The organism is Gordonia neofelifaecis NRRL B-59395 (genome assembly GCF_000192435.1).
In the GTDB taxonomy this organism is placed as follows: Bacteria; Actinomycetota; Actinomycetes; order Mycobacteriales; family Mycobacteriaceae; genus Gordonia; species Gordonia neofelifaecis.
In genome coordinates, this window is the sequence record NZ_AEUD01000003.1 from 1 (window position 1) to 20,262 (window position 20,262).

The 20,262-nt window shown below is 68.3% G+C and carries 18 protein-coding genes and 1 tRNA gene; 13 read left to right on the forward strand and 6 right to left on the reverse strand.

The features are described 5' to 3' along the window. Positions 1 to 57: 57 nt before the first annotated feature. The 4 genes from SCNU_RS04110 to SCNU_RS04125 all read right to left on the reverse strand — a co-directional run bounded on the left by SCNU_RS04110 (position 58) and on the right by SCNU_RS04125 (position 5,367). Positions 58 to 130 (reverse strand) — tRNA-Gly (locus SCNU_RS04110). Between the two features lie 452 nt (positions 131 to 582). Then, the gene (locus SCNU_RS04115) at positions 583 to 1,545 is read right to left on the reverse strand and encodes an alpha/beta hydrolase (protein ID WP_009678096.1); all 963 of its coding nucleotides are present in this window, start codon (positions 1,543 to 1,545) and stop codon (positions 583 to 585) included. A 205-nt stretch (positions 1,546 to 1,750) separates the two neighbouring features. Next, a complete protein-coding gene (locus SCNU_RS04120; RefSeq protein WP_009678097.1) occupies positions 1,751 to 3,610 on the reverse strand; it encodes an ABC transporter ATP-binding protein in 1,860 nt (619 codons plus the stop codon). Then, positions 3,607 to 5,367 carry an ABC transporter ATP-binding protein gene (locus SCNU_RS04125; RefSeq protein ID WP_040517605.1) on the reverse strand — a complete coding sequence of 587 codons (1,761 nt, stop codon included), beginning with the start codon at positions 5,365 to 5,367 and terminating at the stop codon, positions 3,607 to 3,609. The genes SCNU_RS04120 and SCNU_RS04125 overlap by 4 nt, the downstream gene beginning before the upstream one ends. 187 nt (positions 5,368 to 5,554) lie before the next feature. On the opposite strand from SCNU_RS04125, the gene SCNU_RS04130 reads away from it, so the two are divergent. From SCNU_RS04130 to pdxS, 8 genes are all read left to right on the forward strand, one after another. Beyond that, a complete protein-coding gene (locus SCNU_RS04130) occupies positions 5,555 to 6,916 on the forward strand; it encodes a glycosyltransferase 87 family protein (RefSeq protein WP_238526319.1) in 1,362 nt (453 codons plus the stop codon). 97 nt (positions 6,917 to 7,013) lie between these two features. Further along, entirely contained in the window at positions 7,014 to 9,032 is a 2,019-nt protein-coding gene (gene thrS / locus SCNU_RS04135; protein ID WP_420795017.1) for a threonine--tRNA ligase, read from the forward strand. Positions 9,033 to 9,045: 13 nt separating this feature from the next. Beyond that, positions 9,046 to 9,573, forward strand: coding sequence for an ATP adenylyltransferase (locus tag SCNU_RS04140; RefSeq protein WP_009678101.1), 528 nt, complete (start codon positions 9,046 to 9,048; stop codon positions 9,571 to 9,573). A gap of 8 nt (positions 9,574 to 9,581) precedes the next feature. Next, positions 9,582 to 10,286, forward strand: coding sequence for a phosphatidylinositol phosphate synthase (gene pgsA / locus SCNU_RS04145; RefSeq protein WP_009678102.1), 705 nt, complete (start codon positions 9,582 to 9,584; stop codon positions 10,284 to 10,286). Between the two features lie 2 nt (positions 10,287 to 10,288). After that, a complete protein-coding gene (locus SCNU_RS04150; protein ID WP_009678103.1) occupies positions 10,289 to 11,224 on the forward strand; it encodes a phosphatidylinositol mannoside acyltransferase in 936 nt (311 codons plus the stop codon). A 4-nt stretch (positions 11,225 to 11,228) separates the two neighbouring features. After that, a complete protein-coding gene (locus SCNU_RS04155) occupies positions 11,229 to 12,353 on the forward strand; it encodes a glycosyltransferase family 4 protein (RefSeq protein WP_009678104.1) in 1,125 nt (374 codons plus the stop codon). Positions 12,354 to 12,392: 39 nt separating this feature from the next. Next, positions 12,393 to 12,908, forward strand: a complete 516-nt coding sequence (locus SCNU_RS04160) for a LemA family protein (RefSeq protein WP_009678105.1) — start codon at positions 12,393 to 12,395, stop codon at positions 12,906 to 12,908. 92 nt (positions 12,909 to 13,000) lie between these two features. Beyond that, on the forward strand, positions 13,001 to 13,906 hold the full coding sequence (gene pdxS / locus SCNU_RS04165; RefSeq protein WP_009678106.1) for a pyridoxal 5'-phosphate synthase lyase subunit PdxS: 906 nt from the start codon (positions 13,001 to 13,003) through the stop codon (positions 13,904 to 13,906). A 127-nt stretch (positions 13,907 to 14,033) separates the two neighbouring features. Here pdxS and SCNU_RS20560 read toward each other — a convergent pair whose 3' ends face one another. Next, a complete protein-coding gene (locus tag SCNU_RS20560; RefSeq protein WP_175284066.1) occupies positions 14,034 to 14,186 on the reverse strand; it encodes a hypothetical protein in 153 nt (50 codons plus the stop codon). 405 nt (positions 14,187 to 14,591) lie between these two features. Here SCNU_RS20560 and SCNU_RS04180 point away from each other — a divergent pair, with 405 nt between their 5' ends. The 3 genes from SCNU_RS04180 to SCNU_RS04190 all read left to right on the forward strand — a co-directional run bounded on the left by SCNU_RS04180 (position 14,592) and on the right by SCNU_RS04190 (position 16,714). Then, positions 14,592 to 15,413, forward strand: coding sequence for a PP2C family protein-serine/threonine phosphatase (locus SCNU_RS04180; RefSeq protein WP_009678108.1), 822 nt, complete (start codon positions 14,592 to 14,594; stop codon positions 15,411 to 15,413). Further along, positions 15,410 to 16,144, forward strand: coding sequence for a hypothetical protein (locus tag SCNU_RS04185; protein ID WP_009678109.1), 735 nt, complete (start codon positions 15,410 to 15,412; stop codon positions 16,142 to 16,144). Before SCNU_RS04180 ends, SCNU_RS04185 begins: the two co-directional genes overlap by 4 nt. Positions 16,145 to 16,249: 105 nt before the next feature. Beyond that, positions 16,250 to 16,714 (forward strand): response regulator transcription factor, encoded by a 465-nt coding sequence (locus SCNU_RS04190; protein ID WP_009678110.1) that lies wholly within the window; start codon positions 16,250 to 16,252, stop codon positions 16,712 to 16,714. A 13-nt stretch (positions 16,715 to 16,727) separates the two neighbouring features. Here SCNU_RS04190 and SCNU_RS04195 read toward each other — a convergent pair whose 3' ends face one another. After that, positions 16,728 to 18,695, reverse strand: a complete 1,968-nt coding sequence (locus SCNU_RS04195; RefSeq protein ID WP_009678111.1) for an acyl-CoA dehydrogenase family protein — start codon at positions 18,693 to 18,695, stop codon at positions 16,728 to 16,730. A 53-nt stretch (positions 18,696 to 18,748) separates the two neighbouring features. Here SCNU_RS04195 and SCNU_RS04200 point away from each other — a divergent pair, with 53 nt between their 5' ends. Then, entirely contained in the window at positions 18,749 to 19,603 is an 855-nt protein-coding gene (locus SCNU_RS04200; RefSeq protein ID WP_009678112.1) for an acyl-CoA thioesterase, read from the forward strand. Beyond that, positions 19,600 to 20,211 (forward strand): pyridoxal 5'-phosphate synthase glutaminase subunit PdxT, encoded by a 612-nt coding sequence (gene pdxT / locus SCNU_RS04205; protein WP_009678113.1) that lies wholly within the window; start codon positions 19,600 to 19,602, stop codon positions 20,209 to 20,211. The genes SCNU_RS04200 and pdxT overlap by 4 nt, the downstream gene beginning before the upstream one ends. Positions 20,212 to 20,262 lie beyond the last annotated feature (51 nt).

The window sequence follows — 20,262 nt, forward strand, 5'->3', positions numbered from 1 at the left end:
GCACGGCTTTGCAGGCCGTTGCCTCACCACTCGGCCACGCCACCAAGTGAAACTCAGAGCGGATGACGGGATTCGAACCCGCGACCCTCACCTTGGCAAGGTGATGCGCTACCAGCTGCGCTACATCCGCATACCGGCGAGCTGCCTTGTGGGCGTTGCTCACCAGCGAGAAGAACATTAGCCGGATGAGTGTGGAGATGACAAATCGGCAGGTCATCGAGTTACAAGCATGTGATTCCGCTGGTAGGGCGGTGATCGCCGGCCCACGGGTGCAGTGAACGACTGGGTGGAAGGGCTGCGAATCGGGCGGGGAACCGCCGGATCGAACAGTCAGGCAGGGGATTTGGTGCGACCGCCGATCGGTGTGTAATCTGTTTTCTCGTGCGACTGACGCAGTCGTTCATAACTGCATACGGTCCCGTGGCTCAGTGGAAGAGCGTGTCGGCGCGAGTCGTCCGCGGCGGAGGCGGCGCGAGCCGCGCGCGCATCGACCGCCGCACACCGCGCCGGGACCACAACAAGAATCCGGCGCCTGCATCTGCAGGCGCCGGATTCTTTCGTTCTACTCAGTGAGCCGGCGGCTCACGCTCCGATGCCGCGCGCGATCTGCGGCCACGACTTGTGGAGCTGATCCTGCCAGTAGCGCCACGAGTGCGTGCCGGCCGGAACGCGGTCGTACGTGGCCGGGATGTGGAGTGCGGCCAGCTTGGAGGCGAGCTGATCGGTGCACTGGCGCGTCGCCGCCTCGATGACGCCGCCGACGACGACCTGATCGGCGAGCACGGCAGGCTTGGAGACGGCCTGCGGGTTGTCGTACTGGCCGGGCAGGCCGGTCGCGGCGCTCAAGTAGAGCGAGACGCCGCGCAGCTTGGCGGCGTTCACCAGCGGATCGTTCTGACGCCACAGCGGACCGTTGTACGGGCCCCACATGTTGCGGGCGTCCGCACCGCCGCGGGTCTCGACGACCAGGCGGATGTAGTCCTGGCCCGGCTGCGTCGACGTGGCGGCGCAGCCGCTGTAGGCGGCGACGGTCCGGTACAGGCCCCGGTGGGCGATCGCCAGGTTCAGCACCGACGTCGCCGACGACGAGATGCCCGCGATCGCGTTGCGGCCGTTGGTCGAGTACTTGCCGTTGATCGCTGCGGGCAGTTCCTTGCCGAGGAACGTCGACCACTTGTTGACGCCCAGCTTCTCGTCCCGCTTGATCCAGTCCGCGTAGTAGCTGAATGCGCCCTGGTTGGGGATGACGACGTAGGCGTTCTTATTGGCGAAGAACTTCACCACGTCGGTCTTGCCCTGCCAGTTGGCGTTGTCCTCGCCGCCGCCCGCCCCGTTCAGGAGATAGAAGACGCCCGCGGGCTTAGCGCGGTTCTTGGGGAGGAGGACGGTCACCGGGATGTCGCGGTTCATGGACGCCGAATGCACGACGATCTCGGCGGTGGTGCCGGGAGCGGCGTTCGCCGGCGCGAGCGGGGCGACCGCCGTGCCGACGGCCAACGCCGCCACCGCGGCGACCAGGGCTTTGAGGGAGGGAGTTCGAATCACGATGTGAGGGGTTCCTGTCCTGTGTCAGGCGCACGCCCGAAACGATCGGCTCACCGGAAGCGGCCGTATGGGGGACTACAGGCCTCCCGCCTCCAGCGAATCGGAATCGAAGCGAAACGAGATGAGCCGTCGATGTCGGGATTGCGCTATGTGGCTTGCAACATAGTTGCACATCCAAACGTGTCAGATCATGGCATGTGTGGATTCAGGCCGGATCGGCCGCGCCGTGCGGACTGCCGTACAGCCGCGCGAACTCGCCTCCGGCAGCGAGCAGTTCCCGTGCGGTGCCCTGTTCGATGATCCGGCCGTCGGCGAGGACTGCGATGCTGTCGGCCGTCGCCAGCGTCGAGTAGCGATGCGTCACGATCAGCGTGGTGGTCCGGTTCCGCAACGCCTCCAGACCGCGGCCGATCACGAGCTCGGTGCGCGGGTCGGCGGCACTCGTCGCCTCGTCGAGGATCAGGATGTGCGGATCGGCCGCCAGGGCCCGCGCGACGGTGATCAACTGCTTCTCGCCGTCGCTGAGGAGTCCGGTGTCGCCCGAGACCTCGGTGTCGCGACCACTGGGCAGACCGCTCAGCAGGGACTCGATCATGTCGTCGTCGACTGGCCTGCCGTGCTGGACGCCGTAGTCGATGTTCTCGCCGGCGGTCCCGGTGAACAGCCACGGGTCCTGGGCGACGACCGCCATCTGCGACCGGACCTGCGACCGGCTCATGTCGGCGATGTCCTCGCCGTCGATCAGGATCCGACCGCCGGTCGGATCGACGAATCGCTGCAATAGTCCGGTGAGTGTCGTCTTGCCGGAGCCGGTGGCGCCGACCAGCGCGGTGGTGCGGCCGGCGGGCAGCTCCAGGTCGACGCCGTGCAGGACCGGGGCGCCGTCGTCGTACGCGAAGCGGACCCCACGGAACGACACGGTCGGCGGCAGACGATGACGGGCATGCTCGTCGACCGGGGCGTCGTCGACGGCGGGCGCACTCTCCTCGGTGCTCGCCAGGAACTGCCGGACCCGGCCGAAGGAGATGAATCCGGACTGCAGTTTCGGCATGGTGCTCGTCAGCTCGGACATCGGCGCCGCGAGCTGCTGGGTGTACATCACCACGGCCTGCAGCGTGCCGAGCGTGACGGCACCGTCGAGCATCTTCAGCGCGCCGAGCACCGCGATCACCACGAAGACGATCGCATTGCAGAAGGTCAGCACCGGCGTGATGGAGCCGCTCCACGCCTGTCCGCTCCGTGTGGCCTTCTCGAGTCGCCGGTTGAGTTCGTCGAATTGACGCGTCGTCTGACGGTGGCCGTCGTAGGCGGCGATCATGTCGTGTGCCCCGTAGACGTCTTCCACGTGTGCGGTGATCGACGCGGTGGTCCGCCACTGGCGTTCCATGTGCGGTTTGGCATAGCGCAGCACGACCACTGCCACCCCGGCGGTCACGGGGATCGTCGCGAAAGCGATCAGCGCGAAGAAGGGGGAGAGCAGCAACAGGGCGACCGCCACCGCGATCACGGTGAGGAACAGCACCGGCAACTGCACGAAGAGCGGCCCGATCACCGTCGCGAGATTGTCCACGTCGACGGTCATCGCGTTCAGGACCTCGCCGCGCCGACGGCCCTCCAGCCGGGTCAGCGGGAGTCGATGGATCTTGCGCTCGACGCGTTCGCGGATTCCGCGGATGGCGCGCTGCACCGCGGTGTTGACCAGCAGTCCGCTGCTGATCCGGCTGACCGCCACGACGACGATTGCCACGACCGCGACGGCGGGCGCGGGCCCCAGCTGGGACCAGTCGATACCGGTCCCCGGCACCGCGCCGGACGTCTGAGCGATGTTGGCGAGATCCTCCTGTCCGGTCGCCCGCAACTGTTCGACGGCCTGCTCGTGCGTGATCCCGGCGGGCAGCTTGGCGCTGACCACCCCCGCGAAGATCACATCGGTGATCCGCGCGAGGAAGTACGGCACCGACACCGTGGCGAGCGCTGCGACGACGGCGAGCAGCAGGGCGAACACGAGACGGCGGTCGGCACCGAGGAACCGGCGGAACTCGCGTATGCCGCGAAGGAGCTTCACTGGGACACCACCGGACTCTGGGCGTCGGCGAACTCCCGGTAGACGGCGCATCGGGGGAGGAGCTCGGCGTGCGTGCCGTGGTCGACGATGCGCCCGCCGTCGAGCACCGCGATGAGGTCGGCGGACCGGACGTTCTCGACCTGTTGATCGGCTACCAGGATCGTCGTCTCCGGCAGCGCCGCACGCAGGCCACGCATCACCGCGTCCGCGGTACTGCGATCCATCGCCGAGAACGCGGAGTCCAGGCAGAGGATGCGGGGTCGGCGCACCAGGGCTCGCGCGATCGCGAGACGTTGGCGCTGACCGCCCGAGAAGTTGGCGCCGCCTTGGGCGACCTCGGCGTCGAGCCCGCCCCGGTCGGCGATGGTGGACGCCAGTTGCGCGGTCTCGAGCGCCCGCCAGATCTCGTCGTCGGAGCGCGGCTCGTCGCCGGTGTCGCGGAGCCGGAGATTGGAGTCGACCGTGCCCGCGACGAGCGACTGCCCCTGTCCGACGAAGGCGACTGCGGCGCGCAGGTCGCGTAATCGCCACCGGTTCAGCCGCAGCCCGCCGGCCTGCACGCTGCCGGAAGTCGGGTCGAGCAGGCGGGGCGTCAGCGCCAGCAGCGACGACTTTCCGCTGGACGTGCCGCCGATCACTGCCGTGACGGTCCCCGGCCGGCAGGTCAGGGAGGCCGAATCGACGGCGGGGTGGGTCGCGCCCGGATATTCGACGGTGGCGGAACTGAAGACCAGGGGCAGTGGGCCGACCACCGCGCCGTCGCCGTCGTCGGTCAGCCCGGTCGGTCGATCGAGGACGTCCGCGAGTCGCTGCGCGCTTGCCCGCGCACGCGGGAGCATCGCCGCCAACGCGATGAAGACGGTGATGCCCGCGACGATCTGCATCAGGTAGCCGGTGAACGCGGTGAGCCCGCCGATCGTCAGCCGGCCGTTCTCGATCAGATGTGCGCCGAACAGGCTGGTGGCGACGCTCGCGAGATTCGCGATCAGGAGCACCCCGGGCAGCAGCATGAGTTGAATGCCGCCGACTCGGCGGACCAGCGAGGTGAGGTCGCGATTGGCCACGGCGAAGCGTTCACTGGCGGAACGCTCGCGGCGGAAGGCCCGGATGATCCGGGTTCCACCGAGCTGCTCGCGGAGCACCCGGTTGACGCTGTCGACCGAACTCTGCACCTGCGACGCGAGCGGCGTCACCAATACGACGAACAGGCCCACGCCGATCGTGAGGACCACTGCGGCCACGACGATGACCGGGGCCAGTCGCACCGATTCGCGGAGGGAGAGCACGATCGCGCCGATCGTCACCAGCGGGGCGCCGACGGCGACGCTCGTCGTGATGAACACCGCCTGTCCGACCACCGCGCTGTCCAGCGAGGTTCGCGTCAGCAGGGTGGGCGTGCCGAGGTCGTGATACGCCCCGGTCGAGAACTCGGCCGTTCGCTGGTAGACGGCCTTCCGCAGGTGCGCGGCCGTGCCCGCCGACAGGGCCGCGCCGAGTGCGATCGCCGCCACCGACGCGAGCAGACCGCCGACGGCCACGGCCAGCATGATCGCGCCCATCCGCTCGATGTAGGGGACGTCGCCCGCGATCACGCCGTTGTCGATGATGAGCGCGTTGAACGTCGGCTGCGCCAGGCTGGCCGCCATGGCCAGGATCTGGGCGACGACGACGCCCGCGACGACCGGTACCCGCGTGCGCATCGACGATGCGGCGAGCCGAACGAGAGCCGCGCCCGGTGTCGCTCGCCCATGCCTCACGCCGTCGGACTCCCTTCTCGCGCAACGGTGATTGTCTCCGGGTGCCAGTATGGCGACCGGCGCCCGCACGAGGGGCCGGACGGGCCGAACTCGACGGGGAACGGCACGGGAGAAGACAAAACGCACTGTCCCGACACTCGCGCGCTCCGTCACAGACGTGCAGGTCGGACCGACGTATCATCACCGAGTGAAAATCAGCGGGGCGCAGACGCGCTCGGTGAAAACGTCGATGGTGGTCCTGGCTGCGGTCGGGGCGGCGCTGATCGTCGCCTGGAACATCTGGGTGGCGCCCTTCGGGCATCCCGTCTACGGACTGTTCAACATGGGCATCGACACCCGCGTGTACCGCGGCGGCGCGTCCGCGGTCTGGTACGACCTCCCGCTGTACGACCTGCCCGTCTACCAGGTGTGGCAGTTCACCTACACGCCGTTCGCCGCGATCGTCCTGGTCCCGCTGGCGTGGATTCCGCAGCACTCGGCTCAGTTCTGGTGGGACGTCGGCAATGTCGTCTGCCTGCTGGCGCTGGTCGGCGTGTCGCTGCGCTCGCTGCGATTCCGGATAGACGGGCGGTTCATCGCGTTCACGATTCTGTTCGCGATCGCGGTGGTCGGGCTGGAGCCGGTGCACACCACGCTCTGGAACGGGCAGATCAACCTGGTGCTGGCGCTGCTGGTGATCGGCGACCAACTCCGCCGCAGCGACCGGCTTCGGGGCGTGGGCATCGGACTCGCGGCGGGTATCAAGCTGACTCCGATCTTCTTCGCCGCATACCTGGCGCTCACCAGGCAGTGGCGAGCCGCGGTCACCGCGGTCGCGACGTTCGGGGCGACGATTCTGATCGGCTTGGCGGTCCTCGGTTCGGAGGCCTGGGGATTCTGGACCGGCAGTCTGTCGCAGACCGGCCGCATCGGCCCGCTCGACCATCCGGCGAACCAATCGTTGAACGGCTTCTTCGCACGCCTCGTTCCGATGGGGTTGGGGCATACGCCGAGCTGGCTCTGGATTCCGACCGGGCTGGTCGTCGGCCTGCTCGGCCTGTGGGCGGCGCTGGCCGCTCATCGCGCCGGTCAGGAACTGCTGGCGCTGAGCATCACCGGAATGACCTCGTGCGCGGTCTCGCCGTTCTCCTGGGGGCACCACTGGGTGTGGGTGGTCCCGTTGCTGCTGATCGCGGTCGTGCACTGCTTCGACGCGGTCGACCGCAGGCGACCGGCGACCTGGCTGTGGTGGCTGGCGCCGGCCACGATCGTCGCGCTGACCTTCACGTGGTGGCACCGGGTCACCTTCACCGGGCCGGGTGGCCGGGAGGAGATCAAACTGACCTTCGGCGTGTTCCGATTCCTGCGGGCGCCGGTCGGGCCGTCGTGGGAACTGCCGCTGCGTCTGGCGGGGAGCGGTGCCTACGTCCTGTTGCTGCTGATCACGATCGCGGTCACTCTGTGGATGTGCGATGGGAAGCGCGCGATACGATTCAACGCGACCGCGTTGCGTGATCGTACGACGCGCAGCACGTCGCACGCAGCAGCAAGCCCCGTCGACACCGAATAGAGGAATCACGACCGTGCCCGACAACGTCGCGTCCGCTGAAAGAGTCCGCCTGCCCGAGACCGTCCGGGTTCCTGCGGGCACTACCGCGGGCGCCGCCATGCGGGATGCGGATCTGCCGGACGGTTACGAACTCCCGAACAAGGGTCCGCAGGCCGTCGTCGTGGTGCGTGAAGCGGACGGCACGCTGCGCGACCTCTCGTGGGTACCGGATGTCGACGCGCACGTCGAGCCGGTGACCGCGGACTCGGAGGACGGCCGCAGTGTCATCCGGCATTCGTGCGCGCACGTGCTCGCTCAGGCGGTGCAGGAGCTGAACCCGCAGGCGCACCTGGGCATCGGCCCGCCCATCACCGACGGCTTCTACTACGACTTCGAGGTGGCGGACCCGTTCACCCCCGAGGACCTCAAGGCCCTCGAGAAGCAGATGAAGAAGATCATCAAGTCGGGTCAGCGGTTCTCGCGTCGCGTCTACGAGTCGAAGGACGCTGCGCGCGACGAGCTCGCGAACGAGCCGTTCAAGCTCGAGCTGATCGACGACAAGGGCGCGGCCGACGACGCCGAGATCATGGAGGTCGGCGGCGCCGAACTGACCGCCTACGACAACCTCAACCCGCGGACCGGCGAGAGAGTGTGGGGCGACCTGTGCCGCGGCCCGCACGTGCCGACGACCAAATACATCGCCGCATTCAAGCTGACCCGCAGCTCCGCGGCCTACTGGCGTGGCGACCAGTCGCTGGCCGACCTGCAGCGCGTGTACGGCACCGCCTGGGAGTCGACCGAGGCGATGGACGCCTACCTCGACCGGCTCGCCGAGGCGGAGAAGCGCGACCACCGGCGCCTGGGCGCGGAGCTGGACCTGTTCAGCTTCCCCGACGAGCTCGGCTCGGGTCTGCCCGTGTTCCATCCGAAGGGCGGCATCATCCGCAAGGAGATGGAGGACTACTCGCGCGAGCAGCACGCGGCGGGCGGGTACGAGTTCGTCAACACCCCGCACCTGACCAAGAGCACCCTCTTCGAGGTGTCCGGGCACCTCGACTGGTACGCCGACGGCATGTTCCCGCCGATGCACCTCGACGCGGAGTACAACGAGGACGGCACGCTTCGCAAGCCCGGCCAGGACTACTACGTCAAGCCGATGAACTGCCCGATGCACAACCTGATCTTCGGGTCGCGTGGACGCAGCTACCGCGAGCTGCCGTTGCGGCTGTTCGAGTTCGGCTCGGTGTACCGGTACGAGAAGTCGGGCGTGGTCCACGGACTCACGCGTGCCCGCGGCTTCACTCAGGACGACGCGCACATCTACTGCACGCAGGAGCAGGTGGTCGAGGAGTTGACCACCACCCTGAACTTCGTGCTGCAACTGCTCAAGGACTACGGGCTCGACGACTTCTACCTCGAACTGTCGACCAAGGACCCCGCCAAGTACGTCGGCTCCGACGAGGTGTGGGACGAGGCCACCGAGACACTCCGGCAGGTCGGGGAGTCGTCCGGTCTCGAGCTCGTGCCGGACCCCGAGGGTGCGGCGTTCTACGGTCCGAAGATCTCGGTGCAGGTGAAGGACGCGCTCGGCCGCACCTGGCAGATGTCGACGATCCAGCTCGACTTCAACCTGCCGGAGCGGTTCCAGCTCGAGTACACCGCGACAGACGGCACCAAGAAGCGTCCGGTGATGATCCACCGCGCGCTGTTCGGCTCCATCGAGCGGTTCTTCGGTGTGCTGACCGAGCACTACGCGGGTGCGTTCCCGGTGTGGCTGTCGCCGGTTCAGGTCGTCGGCATTCCGGTCGCCGAGGCCTTCGCCGACCACCTGCAGAACGTCGTCAGCCGACTCAAGGGCCGCCGCGTGCGCGCCGAGGTCGACTTCTCCGACGACCGGATGCAGAAGAAGATCCGCAACCACACCACCGCCAAGGTGCCCTTCATGCTGCTCGCCGGCGAGCGGGACGTGCAGGCCAACGCGGTCAGCTTCCGGTTCCGGGACGGGACGCAGCTCAACGGCGTGCCCGTGGACGAGGCCATCGTCGCCATCGACGAGTGGGAGGAGTCGCGTCGCAACGACTCGCCGACCGCGGAGACGATGCAGGCCTTCCTCGACGCCGCACGCAAGCGACGATGAGGGAGCAGCGGCGATGACCGACCCCGATCACCTGCAGCGGCTGTGGACGCCGCATCGCATGAGCTACATCACCTCCGCCATGCCCGAGCGGGCGGTGGACGGCGGTGAGCTCACCGGGCATCCGTTCCTGGACATTCCGCGGATGTCGGACGAAGACGGGCTCATCGTGGCCCGAGGTGAGACGGTCTACGCGGTGCTGAACCTGTACCCGTACAACCCCGGTCACGCGATGATCGTGCCGTATCGGCAGGTGGCCGACCTCGAGGATCTGACCCCCGAGGAGAGCCTGGAGCTGATGGCGTTCACTCAGCGGCTGATCCGGGTCATCAAGTCGGTGTCCCGGCCGGACGCGTTCAACGTCGGACTCAACCTGGGCGCCCCGGCGGGCGGCTCGCTGTCGGAGCACCTGCATCAGCACGTCGTTCCGCGCTGGACCGGGGACTCGAACTTCATCACCGTCGTGGGGGACACGAAGGTGCTCCCGCAGCTCCTCCAGCAGACACGCGCGCTGCTGGCGGAGGCGTGGGACGAACTTCTTTAAGGACGGACATGCTCAGCATTCTCGGACGGGCCTCGGTCTCCAAGGTCACCTTGCCGATCGGCCGCGCGCTCATCCGCACCGGACTCACCCCGGACGCGATGACGATCATCGGCACCGTGGTCACAGTCGGCGCGTCGATCGCCCTGTTCTCGCAGGGCTACCTGTTCGCCGGCGCCCTGGTGACCTGGGCGTTCGTCATGTTCGACATGCTCGACGGCGCGATGGCCCGCGCCCGGGGCGGCGGCACGCGCTTCGGCTCGGTCCTCGACGCGACCTGTGACCGGATCGCCGACGGCGCGATCTTCGGTGCGCTCGCCTGGTGGGCGGCGTTCACGCGGCCGCACGAGCTGCTGCTGATCGCCACCCTCATCTGCCTGGTGACGTCGCAGGTGATCTCGTACGCGAAGGCGCGGGCGGAAGCCGCCGGACTCTACGGCGACGGCGGTCTGATCGAGCGACCGGACCGACTGATCATCGTCCTCGTCGGCGCCGGGTTCACCACGTTCCCGGGTCTGAACTGGTGGTGGGCCATCCACGTCGCGATGTGGGCCCTCGCGGTGCTGTCGGTGATCACGGTGGGTCAGCGCATGTGGTCGATCTACTGCTCGCCCGGAGCCCGCGATCTCATTCCGACCGCGGCACCCGAAGCCGACACCGGGGCCGACACCGAGGCCCCCGACGCCGGTGATGCCGGATCCGGCGAGGAGGCCTGAGCATGTTCGGCAAGGTGACCGAGTACGCCGCCGACCTGGGCTACCGGGCGGGTTGGGCGGCGGTGCGCTGGGCGCCGGAATCGGTGGCCCGCAACGTCTTCGACGCCGTCGGAACGTTCGCCGGACGACGCGGCGGGGGACCGGAGCAACTCCGGCGGAATCTCGCCCGCGTCATCGGCACGTCGCCCGAAGAAGTGCCCGCGGAACTCGTCGAACAGGCGATGCGGTCGTACGCGCGGTACTGGCGCGAGGCGTTCCGGCTGCCGACGACCGATCCCGCCGACATCGTGGCGAGCGTGCGCATGTCGGAGCACGACCGCCGGGTGGTCGACGAGGTCTGCACATCCGGTAGGGGCGTCGTGATGGCCCTGCCGCACTCGGGGAACTGGGACATCTGCGGCGTGTGGCTGGTCGCGCACTACGGGAAGTTCGCGACCGTCGCCGAACGGCTCAAGCCGGAGTCGCTGTTCGACCAGTTCGTCGAGTATCGGGAGTCCCTCGGATTCGAGGTCTTCCCGCTCACCGGCGGCGAGGAGCCGCCGTTCAAACTGCTCGCGGACCGGCTGCGAGCGGGCGGCATCGTCTGCCTGATGGGTGATCGCGACCTGTCGCACAGCGGCGTGCCCGTCGAACTGTTCGGCGAGCGGACCCGGATGCCCGCCGGCCCGGCCAAACTGGCGATCGACACCGGTGCCACGCTGCTGGCGGTGCATCACAGTTATCCCGACGCGGACACCTCGCTCATCCGGTGCGGCACCGTCATCGACACCTCGGGCGGTGTCGCCGCCGCGACCCAGGCACTGGCGGATGCCTTCGCGGAAGGCATCGCCGCCGCGCCGGCCGACTGGCACATGCTGCAGCCGCTCTGGGAGAGCGACTGGTCGCAGGCCCGCCGCGACCGACTCGGCGTGACAGATCCCGGCGTGACGAAGGAGTAGACGCGTGAAGATCGGCATGATCTGCCCGTACTCGTTCGACGTACCCGGCGGCGTGCAGGCGCACGTGATCGAGCTCGCCGAGGTGTTCATCAAGCGCGGTCACGAGGTGCGCGTGCTCGCGCCCGCCGGGCCGGACGTTCGGATGCCCGACTACTTCGACTCGGCGGGGCCGGCGCTCGGGATCCCGTACAACGGCTCGGTGTCACGAGTCACCTTCTCGCCCAAGGCATATCACCGACTGCGCCGGTGGATCGAAGTCAACTCCTTCGACGTCCTCCACGTCCACGAGCCCAATGCGCCGAGTCTGTCGATGCTGTCGCTGATGGTGGCGACCGGCCCGATCGTCACCACCTTCCACACGGCGACCACGAAGTCGTTGTGGCTCACCGCCTTCGATTCGATGCTGCGTCAGTATCGGGAGCGGATCTCCGGCAAGATCGCGGTCTCCGAGCTCGCCCGTCGATGGCAGATGGAGTCGCTCGGCAACGATGCGGTCGAGATCCCCAACGGCATCGACGTCGCATCGTTCGCCGAGGCGGAGCCGCTCGACGGCTTTCCGGCGCCCGGGCGGACCGTGATGTTCCTCGGCCGGTACGACGAGCCGCGGAAGGGCATCGACATCCTGATGCGCGCGCTGCCGCACATCGTCGAGCAGTTCCCGGACGTCACGGTGCTGGTGGTCGGCGGCGGCGACGAGAAGGCCCTGCTTCGTCGGGCCCGCGATCTGGCCGGGCACCTGCGGTTCCTGGGCATGGTCGACGACGAGACCAAGGCCCGTGCCCTGGCCAGCGCCGACGTGTACGTGGCGCCGAACCTGGGCGGCGAGAGCTTCGGCATCGTGCTCGTCGAGGCGATGGCCGCCGGGGCGGCCGTCGTCGCCAGCGACCTCATCGCCTTCCAGCGTGTGCTCGACGGCGGCGCCGCCGGTCGCGTGGTGGAGACCGGTTCGCCGGTCGCCCTGGCGGAGGCGGTCGTCGAACTGCTCGGTGACGAGACCGGTCGCCAGGATCTCATCGCCCGCGGGCGTGCCCGAGCCGAGCTCTACGACTGGAGTCACGTCGCCGATGAGATCCAGCGGGTGTACGACACGGTGACCCTCGGGGCGGGTCCCGTGGTGGTGTCGGACTAGTGGCGTCGGAGTGATGGTGTGGCAGCAGCAGGGGAGCAGATGACCTATCCGGAGATCGCCTGGATCGTCGTCGGTGCAGTGGCCGGCGCGGCGCTGATCTGGCTCGGGATCCTCGCGGCGACGCGGGCGACCCGGTTGGACCGGCTGAACGTCCGCGTCGACCTGGCCTACGAATCCCTGGTGGCCGGGCTGGAACGGCGTGCGGTGGTGGCCCGGGCCATCGCCGCGACCGATCCCGACTCGACCGGCATGCGGGATCTCGCGGATGCGGCGACCGCGGCCGAGGCGGCGTCCCGCGAGGACCGCGAGGCGGCGGAGAACCGGCTGTCGGTGGCGCTGGCCGCAGTGGCGAGTGACGACCGGCCGAAGGCACTGGTGGCCGAACTGGCCGATGCGCAGACTCGCGTGACGATGGGGCGACGCTTCTACAACGACGCCGTCCGCGACGCGCGGGCGCTCGGCGGGCGGCGGATGGTCAGGTGGCTCCGGCTCGGCGGCCACTCGCGACTTCCAGAGTATTTCGAGATCACCGAGCGGGTGAGCGGGGCGGTCTGACATGATGTTCTGCTCACCCGCCTTGGTCCGGTCCGAGCGGATCGGGTTTACTTGTGGGGACATTCGACACCACTGAACAGGGAGATCAATCAGTGTCCACTGAGGCTCAGAACGCACCGGCGACCGGCACCGCACGCGTCAAGCGCGGCATGGCCGAAATGCTCAAGGGCGGCGTCATCATGGACGTGGTCACCCCGGAGCAGGCGAAGATCGCCGAAGACGCCGGCGCCGTCGCCGTCATGGCCCTCGAGCGCGTTCCCGCCGACATCCGTGCGCAGGGCGGCGTGTCGCGGATGAGCGATCCGGACATGATCGACGGCATCATCGAGGCAGTCTCGATTCCGGTGATGGCCAAGGCCCGCATCGGTCACTTCGTCGAGGCGCAGATCCTGCAGAGTCTCGGCGTCGACTACATCGACGAGTCCGAGGTCCTGACCCCGGCCGACTACGAGAACCACATCGACAAGTTCTCGTTCACGGTTCCCTTCGTCTGTGGTGCGACGAACCTCGGTGAGGCCCTGCGCCGCATCAACGAGGGCGCGGCGATGATCCGCTCGAAGGGTGAGGCCGGCACCGGCGACGTCTCGAACGCGACCACCCACATGCGTCAGATCCGCCAGCAGCTGCGCCGGCTGTCGTCGCTGCCGGAGGACGAGCTCTACGTGGCCGCCAAGGAACTGCAGGCGCCGTACGACCTCGTCGTCGAGGTCGCGAAGGCGGGCAAGCTTCCGGTCACGCTGTTCACCGCAGGAGGCATCGCCACCCCGGCCGACGCCGCGATGATGATGCAGCTGGGCGCCGAGGGCGTGTTCGTCGGCTCGGGCATCTTCAAGTCGGGCAACCCGGAGCAGCGTGCGGCCGCCATCGTGAAGGCCACCACCTTCTACGACGACCCCGATCAGCTCGCGAAGGTCTCGCGCGGTCTGGGTGAGGCGATGGTCGGCATCAACGTCGACGAGATCCCCGAGCCGCACCGACTCGCCGAGCGCGGTTGGTGACGCACATCTGACCACTGGAACCGGCCCACGCTGCAGAGATAGCAGCGTGGGCCGGTTTTTTCGGAGATGTTGCCTGTGGTGAAGTGCCGTGCGCTCGGAGCCGACGAAGGCCTCGGAGTAACAACAACTAGCCGAGCGCGTTGATCGCGAGGATGTCCAGGTGGCACAGTGCCTGGCAACAGCACCGCTCGCTTCGGCCGAGTCGGTCTGGCGAGCCGGCGTCGGTGTATGCGGCGATCACCGGAAGGATGCCGGCGACGATGAACTCGGTGGTGCCCATCAGGAACACCTGTTCACCACACGAGGGAGTCTCGGCTGGTGGGGGTACTCGGAGGGACTCTTACAAGCAGCAGTACAGCCCGCCGCGATCGGTGTGATCGATCTAGAGGCGAATCGCACCCTGGGCGCCCATCACCAACAGCACGATGCCGACGACTTGCACGGCGATCCACTCGCCCATGCTTCCCTCCTGTTCTGGCGGACACCTTGCCAGACTCGGAGTAATCGGCACGACCGCGGCGGTGAAGGGCTGCGGATTGGGCACAGAGCGTGCCAACGTACACTGAGGCCCTGTGCTCCCGTGCTACGTTCCTGGCCGGACCACGGATGCCGGCGTCCTCGGCTCGTCGAGCGAAGTCGGCTCGAGAGACGAATTGTTCGCTGGCACTGATCGCAGGGGAGCACGATGGACGAACCGAAGATTCTGCGCGACGAGGCGCTCACCGGCCGAGACGAGGTCGGGGGAGTAGTCGTCGACTGGTCTGTGGTCTGTCACGTCGGGCGGGTGCGCGAGGCGAACGAGGACGCCGCACTCGCGGTCCCGGGACGCTACATCGTCGCCGACGGAATGGGCGGGCACGACAGCGGTGAACTCGCCAGCGAGGCCGCCTTGCTGACGCTCGCCGAAGCACCTGTCGGGGAGAGCTTCGCGGACACCCGCCGTGACATCGGCGAACTCCTCGAACAGGCTCAGGATCGCATCGGCGAGTTCGGCACCGAGACCGGCCGGCGCGCGGGCACCACCGCCACGGGCGTCGTTCTCGCACTGGACGACGGCGTGCCCAACTGGGTGGCGTTCAACATCGGCGACTCCCGCACCTACCTCTACTCCGCGGGAGAGTTGCGTCAGGTGAGCGTCGACCACTCGCAGGTCCAGGAACTCGTCGACGCCGGATACCTGACTCCGGAGCAGGCCCGCATCGACCCGCGGCGCAACGTCATCACCCGAGCGCTCGGCGCGGGCATGGCGGTTCCGGTCGCCGACTACTTCGCATTCGAGGCCGCCGACGGTGACGTGGTACTGCTGTGCTCGGACGGTCTGGACGGTGAACTGAACGACGATGAGATCGCGGTGATCCTCGAGGCGTCCCCGGACAACGAGGTCGCCGCGGCGGCGCTGGTCGAAGCAGCACTCGAGTCGGGGGCGCACGACAACGTGACCGTCGCCGTGCTGTCGGTGTCTCTGCCCGCAGAGCCGGGTGCGGTGGACGAGACCGCGAGCCAGTGACGGTGCAGCCGGAAGCGACCACCACGTTCGTCGAGTACTGCGGCGAGCGACTGCCTGTGCTCTCCGGAAAGCCGTTCTACATCGGCCGCGAGGCCACCCTGACTGTCGACGACAATCCGTACCTGCATCGTCGATTCCTGGTCCTCCACGACGAGAACGGCATGTGGTGGCTCACCAACCTGGGCACCCATCTGTCCGCGACCGTCACCGCCGCAGACCTCGGCTTCACCGCGACCCTCGGACCCGGAGCCCGGATGCCGTTGGTGTTCGGCCGCACGAGCATCGTCTTCACCGCCGGACCGACCACGTACGAGGTGCAGGTTCAGGCCGGCTCGCCCAATGTGTCCGCGCCGACGGTCGAACGGTTCGTCGGCGGCGACACCACCCGGGGCGTCCCGAACTTCACCGAGAGCCAGCGCTTGGCGATGCTGGTCCTCGCCGAGGCGATCCTCAAGCGGGACGGCACGGGTGCGAGTGCCATCCCGAGTTCGGCGCAGGCGGCCGCGCGGCTCGGCTGGTCGTTGACCAAGTTCAACCGCAAGCTCGACAACGTCTGCGACAAGCTCGACATGATCGGCGTCAGCGGAATGCGTGCCGGGGGCGGGAAGCTGGCGAGCAACAGGCGTCTGCGTCTCGTCGAGTACGCGCTCTCCACACGGGTGATCAGTCGAGCGGATCTGCCGCTGCTCGATGCGGAGTACGCGCGGAATCAGTCCTCTGACCAGCAGTGATGCCATGGGGAGTTCTACCCATCGACGGAAGTGACGGACGGCAATAGCGTTCTGGACAACAGCAGCGGAACGCACCCGTTCCAGCGCCGAAGAAGGGACCAGAACATGACCGCCATCGCCATCGCCAGCCCCGTCGCCGCCGCCGCTCGCCCCCGCTACACCCGCGGTCCGGCCACGGCCAGCACCGGTGCCGCCTCGGCCGTCGACCGTCGCCGTCGCGAGGCCCTCGCTCGCCTGAGCGCGCGAGTGATGCCGCTGCCCGGCCAGCCGCTGTACGCGGTGCCGGCTCCCGTCGCCGCCGCCGTCGAGGAGTCCCCGGCGACCGAGACCGCAGCCAAGCTGCCGCAGCCGACGCTCACCGACCGCGAGGTCGAGGTGCTGCGCACCTGGCTGATGCTCGACTCCAAGCCCGCGGTGGCCGAGGCCCTCTTCATCTCGCTGGGCACCGTCAACACCCACCTGACCCGGATCCGCGCGAAGTACGCCGAGCTCGGCCGCCCGGCCTCCACCAAGGCCGCGCTCGTCGCCCGCGCGATTCAGGACGACATCGTCGACATCGACGAACTCTGAGCCACCCCGGCCGCTACTGATCCATCATGGGCACGTCGAGGCAGACCTCGGGTACACCGAACGCGTCGACCAACGTCTGCGCGTGCGGTCGGAGGTCGGCGCAGAGCTCGTTCACGCCGCGGCGGATCGCCTTGGCTCGTTCGACGCTGACGTGCCGGTGCATGAGGAACCACGCGAGGTCCTGCTCGAGGAGCGAGTACACGAACAGGTTGCGGACCTGTTTGAGCAGACTCCGGGTCTCCGGGTCGTCGACGCGGCCGATCGCATCGACGAAGCTCTCCAGCACGATCCGGTCGATGTGCGCCGCACCGACCTTGATCAGATGGTCCTGAGTGTCGGTGAAGACCTCCAGCGGGTCGGCGTCGTCGTCGCGGGCCCGTCCCATCCGGGCCGCCGCGGTTCGCGTCAGGTGGTCCTCGCGGTTGCGGAGCAGGCGCAGCTGGGTCCCCGGATGGGTGAGCGCGCTGTTCTCCGGATCCTCATCGGATCCGTCCAGCAGCGTCTGCACCACCTGGCGTGCCGCAGTCTTCTCCAGCGCCACGCTGCGCGCCGTGTCGGCGACGAACTTGACCCAGCCGACCGCGTCGAGGCCGCGGACGTCGTCGGCGTACGAGGTGAGCTGCTCCTTCGCCACGAGCTGGGTGAGTACCAGATTGTCGCCCTCGAACGTGGTGAAGACGTCGATGTCGCCGCGGAGCAGCGGTAGCAGGTTCTCCGACAGATAGCCCGCGCCACCGCACGCCTCACGTGCCTCGGAAATCGCCCGCTGCGCGAGGGCGGTGTGCCCGGCCTTGATCGCGGCGGCCTTGGTCTCGAGGACTCGGACGGCCTCCGGATCGACGTCGTCGGGGTCCGCGGTCTGCAAGTCGTGCAGTTCGGCGGTGACCTCGTTCTGGGCCAGCGCGAAGGCATAGGCCCGAGCCACCAGGGGCAGCAGTCGTCGCTGGTGCGTCCGGTAGTCGAGCAGCAGGAGTTCGCCGTCGCCGCCGGGTGCCTGGAACTGCCGTCGGACCAGCGCGTAGTTCACCGCGAGAGCCAGCCCGAAGCGGCCGGCCGCGCCCGCCGACGCGCCGACGGTCACCCGTCCCCGGATCAGCGTGCCGAGCATCGTGAAGAACCGGCGGTTGTCGGATTCGATCGGACTGGAGTAGGTGCCGTCCGCATCGACGTCGGCATACCGATTCAGCAGGTTCTCGCGCGGGATGCGCACGTGGTCGAACATGATGCGACCGTTGTCGACCCCGGGCAGGCCGCCCTTGTACCCGCAGTCGGAGGTCGTGACACCGGGGAGGTCGTCGCCGGCCGCGTCGCGGATCGGGACCACGAGGCAATGGACGCCGCGACCGGTCGCCTCCTCGTCCGGACCTGCGGTGATCAGCTGGGCGAACACCGCCGCGTACCTGGCGTGCTCGGCGGCTCCGCCGATGTAGTCCTTGCGCGAACTCGGTGTGGGCGAGTGGATCTCGAACTCTTCGGTCTCCGGGAGGTAGGTGGCCGTGGTCTCCAGCCACTGGACGTTGGAGCCGTGCCCGGTCTCCGTCATCGCGAAGCAGCCGAGGACGTCGAGGTCGATCAGCCGGCGCACATAGGCGTCGTGATGACGCCGGGTGCCGAGGTTCTCGATCGCGCCGCCGAACAGACCCCATTGCACACCGGCCTTGACCATCAGGGAGAGATCGCCGTAACCGAGGGTCTCGATCGCGGTGACCGCGCCGCCGACGTCGCCGGTTCCGCCGTGCTCGGGTCGGAACCCGGACGCGGGGAACCCGAGTTCCACCATGTCCTTCATCTGGGCGAGGACCCGGTCGCGGTACTCCTCGAGTCCGAGCCCGGTGCGGGGGAGCAGAGCCTGCTGCTGGATCTGGGCGCGGACGAGGTCGCGCGCGGCGGACCAGCGGCCGTCGAGAACCGTCTGCAGTCGTGCCGCGAGGGCGGTCGTGTCGTCGATGATGGTCGGGTCCGGAGCGGTCTCGGCACTCATACGAGCGACCCTACCTGCGCGGCGACGTCGGACGGGGATGCGATAATCGGCGGGTGGCGAGCATTGAAGAGATCCTGGCCGTCGAACGCATCGACAACGACATCTATCGCGGTGGCTCGTTCCCGAGTCAGCTGCGCAGGACATTCGGGGGCCAGGTCGCCGGTCAGGCGCTGGTCTCGGCGACCCGCACCGTCGACCGCGAATACGCCGTCCATTCGTTGCACGGGTACTTCCTACGTCCCGGTAAACCGGACAAGCCCGCGGTGTTCATGGTCGATCGGATCCGTGACGGGCGGTCGTTCGTGACGCGCCGGGTGACCGGTGTCCAGGACGGCGAGGCGATCTTCTCGATGTCGGCGTCGTTCCACATCACCGACGATCACGGGCCGGATCACCAGGATGCGATGCCGAAGGTGCCGGATCCGGACTCGCTTCCGGACCGCCGGGACACGGCCACCGAGAGTCAGAAGATGCTCCTCGCCGAGTGGGCGAACTTCGACATCCGGATCGTCGACCAGTCGGAGACCGCCCGGATGCCGGGACTCGCAGCACAGCAGCGGGTCTGGTTCAAGTACAAGAACTCGCTGCCGGACGATCACCTGCTCCACGTGTGCACGCTGGCCTACATGAGCGATATGACGCTGCTCGGTTCGTCGATGACCGTGCATCCGGACGCGCGCACCCAGAACGCGTCGCTGGACCACGCGATGTGGTTCCTGCGGCCGTTCCGCACCGACGACTGGCTCCTGTACGACCAGACGTCGCCGTCGGCGGGCGGTGGTCGTGCGCTGACGCAGGGCCGGATCTTCGATCGCTCGGGGCGACTGGTCGCGGCGGTGACGCAGGAGGGCCTGACGAGGTCGGTCGACTCCGACTCCGCGGCATCGATCATGAGGCAGGCGCAGTGAGCATTCGGATCGGAGTGCTGGCGCTGCAGGGCGACGTCCGCGAGCATCTCGCGGCCCTGGCCGAATGCGGGGTCGAGGCGATCCCGGTGCGCCGCGAATCGGAGTTGGACTCGGTCGACGGACTGGTGCTCCCGGGCGGCGAGTCGACCACGATGAGCAGGTTGCTCGGCGTGTTCGATCTGTACGACCCGCTGGTGAAGCGGCTGCGCGACGGTCTGCCCGCCTACGGCTCGTGTGCGGGCATGATCATGCTGGCCTCGAAGATCCTCGACACCCGTCCGGACGCGCGGCACCTCGACGCGCTCAACGTGACCGTTCGTCGCAACGCCTTCGGCAGGCAGGTCGAGTCGTTCGAGACCGACCTGGCGTTCACCGGGATCACCGATCGACCGGGCGCCGATCCCGTGCGCGCGGTGTTCATCCGCGCGCCGTGGGTGGAGGAGACCGGGCCGGGCGTCCAGGTGCTCGCGCGCGTCGAGGAGGGGCCCGCGGCCGGACGCGTCGTCGCCGTGCGGCAGGGGAACGTCCTCGCGACGTCGTTCCATCCGGAGGTCACCGGGGACGTGCGGGTGCACAAGTTCTTCGTCGATATGGTTGCCACAGCGTAGAATCTGCCCGGTGCCCTGACGGGCGCCGACGACTTTCAGAAGGGACCACCA